The 11,287-nt window shown below is 56.3% G+C and carries 12 protein-coding genes and 1 tRNA gene; 4 read left to right on the top strand and 9 right to left on the bottom strand.

Annotated features, from left to right (window positions below; genetic code table 11):
* Window positions 1-97: 97 nt before the first annotated feature.
* Together CKA38_RS06170 and queF are read left to right on the top strand one after the other, a co-directional pair.
* Window positions 98-985, top strand: a complete 888-nt coding sequence (locus CKA38_RS06170; protein WP_161554769.1) for a DUF3592 domain-containing protein — start codon at window positions 98-100, stop codon at window positions 983-985.
* A gap of 89 nt (window positions 986-1,074) precedes the next feature.
* Entirely contained in the window at window positions 1,075-1,449 is a 375-nt protein-coding gene (gene queF / locus CKA38_RS06165; RefSeq protein WP_108824703.1) for a preQ(1) synthase, read from the top strand.
* A gap of 391 nt (window positions 1,450-1,840) precedes the next feature.
* On the opposite strand, the gene CKA38_RS06160 is transcribed toward queF, so the two are convergent.
* Both CKA38_RS06160 and CKA38_RS06155 read right to left on the bottom strand, forming a co-directional pair.
* Window positions 1,841-3,493, bottom strand: a complete 1,653-nt coding sequence (locus CKA38_RS06160) for a fumarate hydratase (RefSeq protein WP_108826446.1) — start codon at window positions 3,491-3,493, stop codon at window positions 1,841-1,843.
* A gap of 224 nt (window positions 3,494-3,717) precedes the next feature.
* Window positions 3,718-3,794, bottom strand: a tRNA-Val gene (locus CKA38_RS06155).
* A 165-nt stretch (window positions 3,795-3,959) separates the two neighbouring features.
* Here CKA38_RS06155 and CKA38_RS06150 point away from each other — a divergent pair.
* The gene (locus tag CKA38_RS06150; protein WP_236919185.1) at window positions 3,960-5,213 is read left to right on the top strand and encodes a glycosyltransferase; all 1,254 of its coding nucleotides are present in this window, start codon (window positions 3,960-3,962) and stop codon (window positions 5,211-5,213) included.
* On the top strand, window positions 5,210-6,268 hold the full coding sequence (locus CKA38_RS06145; protein WP_108824702.1) for a glycosyltransferase: 1,059 nt from the start codon (window positions 5,210-5,212) through the stop codon (window positions 6,266-6,268). The genes CKA38_RS06150 and CKA38_RS06145 overlap by 4 nt, the downstream gene beginning before the upstream one ends.
* A gap of 128 nt (window positions 6,269-6,396) precedes the next feature.
* Here the strand turns inward: CKA38_RS06145 and CKA38_RS06140 are convergent, their stop codons facing one another.
* Genes CKA38_RS06140 through CKA38_RS06110 form a run of 7 tightly spaced genes read right to left on the bottom strand, consistent with a single transcriptional unit; the run spans window position 6,397 to window position 11,196 of the window.
* The gene (locus CKA38_RS06140; protein ID WP_108824701.1) at window positions 6,397-6,927 is read right to left on the bottom strand and encodes a hypothetical protein; all 531 of its coding nucleotides are present in this window, start codon (window positions 6,925-6,927) and stop codon (window positions 6,397-6,399) included.
* 1 nt (window position 6,928) lies between these two features.
* On the bottom strand, window positions 6,929-7,489 hold the full coding sequence (locus CKA38_RS06135; RefSeq protein WP_108824700.1) for a hypothetical protein: 561 nt from the start codon (window positions 7,487-7,489) through the stop codon (window positions 6,929-6,931).
* A 22-nt stretch (window positions 7,490-7,511) separates the two neighbouring features.
* Window positions 7,512-8,060 (bottom strand): hypothetical protein, encoded by a 549-nt coding sequence (locus CKA38_RS06130; RefSeq protein ID WP_108824699.1) that lies wholly within the window; start codon window positions 8,058-8,060, stop codon window positions 7,512-7,514.
* Window positions 8,057-9,538 carry a tetratricopeptide repeat protein gene (locus tag CKA38_RS06125; RefSeq protein ID WP_108824698.1) on the bottom strand — a complete coding sequence of 494 codons (1,482 nt, stop codon included), beginning with the start codon at window positions 9,536-9,538 and terminating at the stop codon, window positions 8,057-8,059. Before CKA38_RS06125 ends, CKA38_RS06130 begins: the two co-directional genes overlap by 4 nt.
* Window positions 9,539-9,551: 13 nt before the next feature.
* Window positions 9,552-10,253, bottom strand: coding sequence for an energy transducer TonB (locus CKA38_RS06120; protein WP_108824697.1), 702 nt, complete (start codon window positions 10,251-10,253; stop codon window positions 9,552-9,554).
* Window positions 10,254-10,271: 18 nt separating this feature from the next.
* Window positions 10,272-10,724, bottom strand: a complete 453-nt coding sequence (locus tag CKA38_RS06115; RefSeq protein WP_108824696.1) for an ExbD/TolR family protein — start codon at window positions 10,722-10,724, stop codon at window positions 10,272-10,274.
* A gap of 28 nt (window positions 10,725-10,752) precedes the next feature.
* Complete coding sequence (locus tag CKA38_RS06110; protein ID WP_108824695.1) at window positions 10,753-11,196, bottom strand: ExbD/TolR family protein; 444 nt, start codon at window positions 11,194-11,196, stop codon at window positions 10,753-10,755.
* Window positions 11,197-11,287: the final 91 nt, after the last annotated feature.

Genomic DNA, 11,287 nt, shown 5'->3' with positions numbered 1-11,287 from the left:
GGACAGGGAAATGTTTTTCTGAGTGTGGCGCGATTTGCGGCGACGCGCGGCGCTTTGTTGGTTGACGCGATGAGGGCGGGGAGGAATGCCTTGTGGCATGGACAAAAACGGCAGCTTTGGCGACAGCGCGCGCGATGTTTCCGGCAATAAGCCGGAGCATGCGATGCCGAGCTTGACGCGCGAGGCCGGGGAGTCGCTAACGGCGTTCCTGCTCGCGCCTGTGCCGAGACGGGAAATTCCGCCTGTGATAAAACGCGCGGCGGGAATGAAAACCCAAGCGGTCGGACTTTTTTTATTCGGCCTGTTTTTTCTAGTTTTGGGCGGAGTTTTCACATGGATATTTTTCCCATACAACCTGCGAAAGGACTGGCAGCTTGACAGAAGCCACTTGGTGACAACCGGACGCGTCTCGGAGGCTGAAAAGAGCAATATGTCGATAAATGAAACACCAGTTTATCGTTATGCCTTTGAGTTCACGGCAAGTGAAAGCGGCGAGGTCGTTCAAGGTGTGTGCTACACAACCGGGCGGGCATGGAACAAAGGCGACAAGGTGGGCGTGTTATACATTGAGGGGAATCCATCCACCGCGCGCATCGAAGGCTCCCGCTTGAGCGCGGGTTCGGTTGCAACATTGTTTGTCCTGATTTTTCCACTCGTCGGCGCGATCATCGTGGTTGTTTCAATCCACGTTCCCTTGCGGCGGCAGTGGATGTTAAAAAACGGCATGGTGGGTGAGTTTCGCGTGCGCAAAATCGTTTCCACAAATGTGAAAATCAACAAGCAGCTGCGTTATCGCGCCGAGTGCGAACGCGTGGATGATGCGATGGACGACGGCGTTTATTCATACGCATCGCACGCGTCCGGAAAAATAAAATATCTGCGCGCGCTGGAATCCTCGGGACGCGCGGTGTTTGGTTTGTATGATCCAAGGGATCGCGGTGCAAAACGCCGGAAGCTGGAGCTGCCCGAGGCGTGGTTCATGTGAGGGTTTCGCTCCCCTCTTTCGGGGTCGGGTGCGATTTGCGCACGGTTGCGAGTGGACACGGCTCGACGGCGGTTGGTAGGTTTTGCGTCATGGTTGACCCAAAGATTCTTGAGACGTTTCCCAATCCCGCGCCCGGGCGCGATTATGTGATCGAGCACACGCATCATGAGTTTACCTCGTTGTGTCCGATGACGGGACATCCGGATTTCGCCGACATCACGGTGCGCTACGTGCCGGACAAGGTGTGCGTAGAGTTGAAATCGCTGAAGCTGTATTTCCACGCGTTTCGCAACGAGGGCAGTTTTTTCGAGGCGGTGACCAACACGATTTGCGACGACCTCGGACGCGTGATGAAACCGCGCTCGCTCACGATCGTGTCGAGATGGAAAGCGCGCGGCGGTTTCACGTCGACCGTGACGGCGGAGTGGAACGCGAAAGCAATCAGGGCAAAACGTCCGCGTTGATTCCACATTTCAAAAAAGAAGCGGGCCCGCCGATAACCCCTAACGGCGGGCCCTTTATTTTCTTTGTCCAGTTATGCACGCTGGACTCCATGTTACCCCAAACCCTGCCGGAGCAGGGCTGATATGAACAGCATCAGTCATAGCAGCGCGGATGCCAACTTTTGGACATTCGCGAAAACCGAAATTCTAAACATGCCTTTTACCGAATCGCCTGTTTGGAGACGGCCGGGTGGCAAGGTTTGATCAGCCGATGGATAAAAATGAGCGGAAGGTTTGAGATTCCACGCGCAAGGCTTGCGAAAGTTTATCGGATTCCACGCGCGCAAAAAAAACGCCCGTCGCTATTACACGCCGGGCGTTTTGATGAGATTTGTGTTGTCGATTGAAAGGCTTACTTTTTCTCCGGCGCGCCCGTGCCGCAGGCGGCGCAGCCGCTTACGAAGAAGTCGTTGCCCTTGTCGTCCACCAGGATGAACGCGGGGAAGTCTTCCACTTCGATTTTCCAGATGGCTTCCATGCCGAGCTCGGGATACTCGAGGAGCTCGACTTTTTTGATGTTGTCCTTGGCGAGGATCGCGGCGGGGCCGCCGATGCTGCCGAGATAGAAGCCGCCGTGTTTTTTGCACGCGTCGGTGACGGCCTGGCTGCGGTTGCCCTTGGCGATCATCACGAGCGAGCCGCCGTTGGATTGGAAGAGGTCAACGTAGCTGTCCATGCGACCCGCCGTCGTGGGGCCGAAGCTGCCGGAGGCGTAACCTTGCGGCGTCTTGGCCGGGCCGGCGTAGTAGATGGGATGCTTTTTGATGTAGTCGGGCAGGCCCTGGCCGGAGTCGAGGCGTTCCTTGAGCTTGGCGTGGGCGATGTCGCGTCCGACGATGATGGTGCCGTTAAGCGCGACGCGCGTGGTGACGGGATATTTCGAGAGCGTGGCGCGAATGGCGTCCATCGGCTGGTTGAGGTCGATTTTGACGATGTTGTCGTCCTTGAGAACGCGCTCGCTTTCGGGGATGAAACGACCGGGGTTGGTTTCCATTTTTTCGAGCCAGATGCCGTCCTTGTTGATCTTGGCCTTGATGTTGCGGTCGGCGGAGCAGGAGACGCCGAGGCCGACGGGGCACGAGGCGCCGTGGCGCGGAAGGCGGACGACGCGCACGTCGAGCGCGAAATATTTGCCGCCGAATTGCGCGCCGATGCCGGATTGCTGCGCGATTTTGAGAATCTTTTCCTCCATCTCGAGGTCGCGGAAGGCGCGGCCGTGCTTGTTGCCGGTGGTGGGGAGCGAGTCGTAGTATTTGGTCGAGGCGAGCTTGACGGTTTTGAGGCAGGTCTCGGCGCTGGTGCCGCCGATGACGAACGCGAGGTGGTAGGGCGGGCAGGCGGCGGTGCCGAGCGATTTCATTTTCTCGGTCACAAATTTTTCGAGCGATTTCGGGTTAAGGAGCGCCTTGGTTTCCTGATAGAGGTAGGTCTTGTTGGCGGAACCGCCGCCCTTGGCGACGAAGAGGAATTTGTATTCGGAGCCGGGCGTGGCGTAGAGGTCGATCTGCGCGGGGAGGTTGGTGCCGGTGTTGACTTCCTCATACATGTTGAGCGCGGCGGTCTGCGAGTAGCGGAGGTTTTCCTTGGTGTAGCACTCGTAAACGCCCTTCGACAAAAATTCGGCGTCGTCCGCGCCGGTCCAGACTTGCTCGCCCTTTTTGCCGACGATGGTGGCGGTGCCGGTGTCCTGGCAGAACGGGAGGATGCCCTGCGCGGCGATCTCGGCGTTCTTGAGCATGGTGAGCGCGACGTAGCGGTCGTTGGCCGAGGCCTCGGGGTCTTGCAGGATGGCGGCGACTTGCGCGAGGTGTTTCGGGCGGAGCATGAACGAGCAGTCGTGCATGGCCTGCTGGGCGAGAAACGCGAGCGCCTCGGGCGCGACTTTCACGATCTCCCTGCCGTCGAGCGTGGTGGTCGAGATGCCTTCCTTGGAAAGGAGGCGGTATTCGGTTTCGTCCGCGCCGAGCGGAAATGTGTCTTGGTAGAAGAATTCAGGTGTGGCCATGGGATGAATGCGGGAGGGAATGAGAAGTTTGATGAATGTGCGGGTGTGGATGGTGAGAGGTTTGGGCGTTTTGAAAAGCTGGAAAACTAAACGAAAGGGCAAACGTTTGGGAAGGGATAAAAAACACACGCAAACGATCCGGCATCATAGTTACCCCAAACCGTCGCAAACAATTCGGGCAAAAACAAAAGCCGCCCCATGAAGAGCGGCTTTGGCCGGAAAAGTGGTGGACCCTAATGGACTCGAACCATCGACCTCTTCCATGTCAAGGAAGCGCTCTAACCAACTGAGCTAAGGGTCCGTAATTTTGAGGGGCAGAGTAAGGACTTTTCGCATCGGGGTGCGCAAGGAAAAAGTAATGGTCGTTTTTTTCGGGGTTCTTCACTAGGGTTCATCACACGCCAATTAACATGCGCGAAAAACTTCTGCTTGGCCTGCGCGGGCAGGTTTTCCAGTCTGTCGAGCCTTGCACAATCCTCGCCTCAAAATCGCCTATCTTTTCACGACGTTTCCGAAAAACACGGAGACGTTCCTTCAACGCGAAATCATCGCGATGCACCGGCTCGGCGCCGACTTGCGCATTTATTCGTTCTGGGGTGGCGGCGGGACATTTTGCGGACTGCCCGTGCGCGCCTTCAACAAGTGGCGGCTGCTGGAGTTGTTCTGGATCATCCCATGGGTCGCGTTCACGCGCTGGGATGTGTTTGGCATTTTGCTGCGCGGGCTTCTCACACGGCGCGCGCCCTCGTGGATTAATTTTTGGGAAAACATGCTCGGCGCGGGCTTCGCGGGTGTGTTTTACCGCGCATTCAAAAAAGATCCGCCCTCGCTCATTCATGCCGCGTGGAGCGGCGCCCCGGCCACGGCGGCGTGGTGCCTTTCGCGCTTGAACAAAATCCCCTACTCGGCGGCCGCGCACGCCTATGATATTTACGAACACGGCGGGGACTGGTGGCTTCTCGAAAAACTGGCGGACGCGCGCTTCATCCACACATCAACCGCGATGGGACGGGCCACGCTCGTTCAGCGCGGCGTGCCCGCGGACAAGGTCCGCCTGATTCGTCGCGGACTCGACGCGTTCCCCATCATGAATCCGCTGCGTCCCGACCGCTCGCCAATTCGCATCGTGTGCGTTGGCCGCCTCGTTGAGAAAAAGGGCTTCACGCATCAAATGCGAATCTACGGCGCGCTCCGCGACGCGGGCGTCGCGTTCGAGGCGCGCATCATCGGCGACGGACCGCTTCGCGAGACACTCGAGCAAACCGCCGCCAAAAACGGAGTCGCCGACAAGGTCACGCTCATGGGGCATCTCGCCCTGCCCGAAGTCTGGCGGCAGCTCCAATGGGCCGATGTGCTCATTCACACCGGGGTGGTTGCGCGCAGCGGCGACCGCGACGGACTGCCCAACGTCATCCCCGAGGCCATGTCCGCCGGCGTGCTTGTGATCACATCGCCCGCCGCCGCGACCACCGAGGCCATCCACCACGGCGAGACCGGGCTCGTTGCCGATGTCGAGGACATTAGCGCATGGGTGACCGATATGCGGCGCCTCGCAACCGACGACCTTCTCGCCGAATCGCTCCGGGCCGAGGCCCGCCGCTGGGTCGAGGAAAACTTCGACGCGCACAAAAACGCCTCGCAACTTCACGCGTGCTTTGAACTGGCCGCGCAAACAACAATCGACAACACTGCAAGCTCCCACCACCCTGAAGCATCATGATCTACTTCGACGTTACCAAAACAGGTCCCGCGAAATACAGTTCCGGTCTTACCCGTGTGAGTCATCGCCTGCTCGACGAACTCGCCTCGCAACGATGCACCGCGGTCGTCTGGAAAAAAGGCGGCTGGCGCAATTCCGAGACCGGCCGCGAGATCACCTTTTCAAAGGCGCGCAACGAATGGCTTTTAACCGTCGAGCTTTTCAGCGAGGGCGAGCGCGAGGGCTTCCGCGAATTCATCGAATCGGGCAAATGCAAACTCGCCGCCGTTTTTCATGACGCCATCCCGCTGAAGTATCCCGAGATCACGCGCCGCAACAGCGTGCTGCGCGCGCCCGACTACATGAAGATGCTCTCGAACTTCGACCGCATCCTCGCCGTTTCCAATTACAGCGCAAACGACCTTCACGAGTTTTGGAGATTCCAGGGCATCGCTCCGCGCGCGACCGTGGAACGCATCACACTCGGCGCAAATTTCCAAAAATACACACCGCGGGCGAGCGCCGCAAACACGCCCGCGGCGGCCAACCCCGCGTTCCTGTGCGTCGGCGCGCTCGAACCGCGCAAAAACCAGAACTTCCTGCTTGATGTGTGCGAGGCGCTTTGGGACGAGGGCCTGCAATTTGAAATGAACTTTGTCGGTCGCGTGAACGAGGAGTTTGGCGAGCCGATCAAGAGCCGCATCAAGACAATGCGCAAAAAATATCGCGGACTGCACCTGCACGAAAGCGCGTCCGACGACGCGATGCTGGCGCTCTACACCAAATGCCGCGCCGCGCTCTTCCCGACGATCGCCGAAGGCTGCGGCCTGCCCCCGCTCGAGGCGCTCTGGATGGGTCTGCCCTGCGTGTGCAGCGACCTGCCCGTCCTGCGTGAATACACCAACAGCGGCGGTTGCGTAACCGCGCCCGTGAATCACGCCGCCGCATGGAAGGCCGTGCTGCGCCGCATCCTCACCGACGAAACCGAACTCACCCGTCTGCGTTCCGAGGTCCTTGCGCGCCCGCTCCCCACCTGGGCCGACGCCGCCGCGCAAGTGCGTAAGAGCTTGGTGTGATATTCAACGCCATAGAAAAGGCCATTATCACAGTCAGTTGCCGATCGCAGTCTCTGCGATCTCACCAATAAAAAAGCCGCCTGGAGAAACCCGGCGGCTTGAAATTTTTGATGCGCAATACCCGGCAATTACTGGGCCGGCGCAACGGCGGGGGGCCGAGCGAGCGGGCTGTCGTTGGCGCGACGGGCGACCATTGCGGCGTAGCGCTGGACTTCCATCTCGGCGTTCTGGCGCTCAATGTATGCGGCCGCGATCTCCTTGCTGAGATCAATCGACTCGCGACTGAGCTTTTCCTTTTCCGCGCGAATCTTGTCCAGTTCCGTCTCAAGCTCCGCAATCTCCTTCTTGTATTTGTTCAGGTCTGCGGTGAAAGTGGCTTCCTCGTCACGGATCTTCTGAAGGCCGGCCTCATATTCCTGCTTCTTTTTCAGTTCCTTTTCGGCCTCATCCGCCCTGCGTCTTGCGTCGGCCTTATCAGCATTTTCCTTATTTCGTATGCGAAGCGCCTCTTTTTCGTCGGCGATTCGTTTATCTTCCGTCGCTTTCTCGATGCGAGCCTTCTCTTGCGCAGCCTCAATCTTCTTCTTGCTGTCCGCATAGATGAAGAGGAAGGCGACCATTAATACGACGGGGATTCCGATATAGAGTAAACGATTCATGTTACGTGTGATTTAAAGGGTTATTTTTAGGAGTGGCGGCGGCAAGGCGCGCGGCTTCGTTGGCCGCGGCAATGCGCTCGGCAGCTTCCAGTTTTCCGTATGACTGTTCGTAAATTGACTTTTTAGCGGTGACTTCCTTGACGGAGTTTTTGATGTAATCGAACTGGGCGCGCTGCAGTTTGATTTGCTCCCGGGCACGGCGCAGTTGGGCATCCCCCGTGCTGCGATCTTCCGTGAGTTTGAGCTTCTGCTTATACGCACGTTCGCGTTCCTGCAAGGCGTCCGCGAGCGCATCGCGCGCCGCCTGTATCTGGGCTTTTTGCGCCTCTTCCTCAAGACGCTTTTTTTCGCGTTCCGCGGCACGCTCCTCGGACTGGGCCACCGCTATCGCACGGGCACGGTCACGGTCTTCCTTGTCCTTTTTTATCTTGGCTTGAATTTCGGCCTGCTGTTTGGCGTTGGCCTCCTCGGTTCTCTGATGAATAACCTTTCTCTCGCTTAGATAGAAAAAGAGAAAGATACTCGCCAGTATGATCGGGATAATGAAATAGAGTTTTCTCATTTTGAAATCGAAATATGTTGGGTCAGCTTTTCTTTGCCTGTGCTTTCAATGCTTCTGCCTGCTTGATCGCGGCGGCCGCGGCGGCGTCCATTCGAGCCAGCGCCTGTTCGTAGAGCCTCTTGTTTTGGCTAACCTCACTGGCCGCTGTTCCGTAATATTCCGATTGGATGCGTTGCAGTTTGAGTTGTTCCTGCACCGCCGCCAGTTGATCGTTCGCAACGGAACGGCTGTCCAAAAGATCGGTGAGGCGCTTGCTTTGGCGTTCGCGTTCACGATAAACGAGGTCACGCGAATCCTTGGCTGCTTGCACTTCGGCGGCCTTGCGTTCCTCCTCTTTTTTCCGTTCCTCGATTTTCTTGATTCGAAGATCAATCTCAGCACGCGCATGTGCATATGCATCCTGGCGGTCTTTCAAGTCTTTCTGCGCACGCAATGCCTGTGCCTGCTCCTGTTCTTTTTTACGCTGAACTTCGCGTTCGTGGAGCTCGGCCTTGACGCTTGTGTAGAAAAAGGAAAAGCAGATGACACCGATTATCGGGACTATGAAGTAGAGGGCTGTGAGTTTTTTCATGGCCTGTAATTTTCGGGATTATTTGGCGGGTTGCTGTGCGTTCTTGGTTTGTTCCCCAGCCTTGGCGTCGCCTTCTTTTTCTCGGCTGGCTCGTCCTTCTTTAGGTTGCGATTGCGGTCATCAATGGCCTCCTTGATGGCGCGATGAACCTCGCGGGCGTTTTGATTGTTGGCGTCAACTTCAAGGGCTTTTTCCACCGAGGCGAGAGCCTCATCCAGCTCCTTGAGCTCGAAGTGCAAATATCCGATGAAGAACAAAAGCGACGCCGTCCTGTTTTTATCCACGCCCTTGTCGCGCGCCACTTTCATAAATTCAAGCGCCTTTTGGTATTGTTCGTTGCCGTAGTAGAGATAGCCGATTTGCATGTCGAGGTCGCCCGAGTCCTTGAAAATCTTGGATGCGTCAACAAGCGTGTCGATGGCCTTCTGGGTTCGGTTGAGCTGAAGATAACAACTTGAAAGGAGCTCCCAGTTCTTTTGAGTGTTCTCAACTTTTCCGTTGCGAAGCCCATCCTCAAGGATATCGACCGTGCCTTCAAACTGGCCGGAATTAAAATAGCAGGCGAGCTTGCGCTGGTAGTCCTGCGGTGCGGTCATGAAGCCGTTGGCTTGGGCGCGCTCAATGGTGTAAACAGCCCTGGCATAGGCGTCGTTGCGCAAGAATGAACCTTCGGGAAGGCCTTCGGCGGAACCGAGATACATTGAGAGAAGCATTGTCCAATACTGGGCGCTCTTGGGATTGGCGGCGACCATGAGTTCCAAATACTTGGTAGCGGTCTCATATTCGTTGGCCGCCTGTGCGATGGCAACCAGCAGTTGATATATTTGTTCTCTCGCCCTGATGCTCATAGTAAGGGCGTTTTGACATTCCTGCGCAGCCTGCTTCAAAAGTTCCTTGTCAACCTCCGCTCCAGAACCACCGCCTGTCGCCTGTTGGTAGAGAATGGACGCGGCGTAGTGGTAGGCTTCAAATGTCGGTTTTTTTGTTTTTGAGAGCCATTCGCGCACCATGGAAAGCGCCTTGGCGAACTTGTTTTTCTGAATTTCCGCGTTTTTTTCCGTGCCAGCGTCCTGCACATACAACTGGGCGAGCATCCACATAATCCCCAGTTCCTGCTCAACGCCGAAATACTTGTGTTCCTTGGAAAGCTGGTAGACCGTCTCCAAAAGAGGAATCGTGGAGGCGTAATCCTGCTTATTGATATAGGCCTGCGCCTTCAATTGCGTAAGATAAGCGGTATCGTAGCTGTCCGGTTTGACTTGAACAAGGAGGGCGTTGATATCGTTGATCGCACCATCCAAATCGCGGGGCTCCTCGACGATTTTTTTGCCGATGGCCTGAATGCTTTCAGAGACCTTTTCAGAAAGCTCCGGCTTGGGCGCCTGCTGCGCAACAAGGGAAATGGATGTGATGGCCGCGATCAGCAACATGCCGAGCTTGGCCGGAAAGGATGAAAGTGTTCGTCTATTGCGGGACATGGGATGGGCGAGATTATTCGTCGTCGTTCAGATTGAATGCGATGGGGATTTGCATGCGAGTGATGACTGCCTTGCCGCCTTTTTTACCGGGGCGGAATTTCCATTTCTGAACAGCTTGAATTGCGGGTGCCTCAAACTCGCGATGTGAGGAGCGAGTGACCGTGACATCACGGACATCTCCACGCTCATCAACGAGGAACTGGAGTATCACTTCCCCTGGGATTCCCTGACGTTTCATTTCGTAGGGATACTGAGGCTCGGCGCGCATGCCTCTCGGCGTGGGTCTTTGGTCGAGATCCTTGAGGTCAAAAATAGCACCCATGGTGTTTTTCACACCCGAGCCCGGGGGACCCTTTGGAATGGTCATCGTGCCGCCATCAGGACGACCGAGCGAAGGCGGCGGGGGGGGCTGCATTTGCTGCGTGAAGGAGTCCACCTGCACATTGCCGGGGACGTCCATGAGGCTGGGCGGGGCGATGGTGGCCACGTCAACCGCCGGTTCCTCATCCACTGTATCCGTGGGATCGGGCGGCACTTCGGGCATTTCAGGAGCCTCCCATATTTCCACTTCCACGGTCGATGTTTGCGGGGCCGCAACCACTTTTTTGGGGCCAAAAAGTGCGTCGCGAATTTTGCCGTAGGCGGTTTCGCCCCAGCCCAATCCACCAATGACAAAGCAGGAAACCAGTGTGCCGATAATCAAGTCGCGTCTCATGGTATGGGTCTCCTTTGGTTATTTGCCGGAAAGGCGATAGTTGGTTTCAAATGATATTTCCTCGACGCCGGCGGCTTTCGCATAGTCGAGCGCCTTGATTAAGGCACCGTATTTGGCGCGGTCATCCCCTGAAATGAGCACGCGGGGAACCTTACCCTGATTGACTGTCGATTCCTTGTAATGCAGTATACGCGCATACACATCGGCCATATCGGATGGCTCGCGAGCGATATAGACAGTGTTTCCGTCTGAAACCTGAACAATCAGTGGTTCGTCGTCGGTTCTATCTGGCTTTTCCTTGCTGGTCACCGGCAACTTGGTCTCCATGGACTCGATGCGGTTCAGCGAAAGGGTGAACAATACGAAGGTGGCGAGCAGAAAGAAGATAACGTCAATGAGGGGAATGATCTCAATGCGCGCTTTTTTGGAACCGCCTGTGCCCAACTCTGGTGTGTCAGGATTTTCAGCCATGGGTGTCTAGTATTTTAAAATGATTTGATTAATTCTGACGCTCGGCATCGGGGACGATGCGCGTCTCAATCATGATCTTCTGGATTTGCGTGCGCTTGATCTGATCGATCACATAGCGAGCCGAGGAGTAGTTGGCGTTTTCATCGCCATTGATAAATATGCGGGCGTTTTCGGGACCGACCTGAATCGCGTAGTTGTGAATGCGGGTGACAAACTCCTCGAGCGATATGGTGTCTTTATCCCAACCGATTTCGTTGTTGTCGGTGATCGAAATGGTGACCGAGTTTGAAGGGTCGCGGGGTCCGCTGTTCTCAACCTTGGGCAATTGAACGGACAAACCGTTGGATTTGTTCAGCGAAAGGGTGAACAATACGAAGGTGGCAAGCAGAAAGAAGATAACGTCAATGAGGGGAATGATCTCAATGCGCGCTTTTTTCGGACCGTCGCCTTTATGTGAGCCGCCGCCTGCCATAGTTTTATAAGTTTTTTATTGTTATCTAGTAATGATTTTTTTGGGGAACCGCCCGGGTATTGATTCCGGGCGGTTTCAAACGAAATCGTCG

This window comes from Ereboglobus luteus (genome assembly GCF_003096195.1).
In the GTDB taxonomy this organism is placed as follows: domain Bacteria; phylum Verrucomicrobiota; class Verrucomicrobiia; order Opitutales; family Opitutaceae; genus Ereboglobus; species Ereboglobus luteus.
Note: the sequence above shows the minus strand (reverse complement) of the source record. Positions and strands in the feature narration are given on the sequence as shown.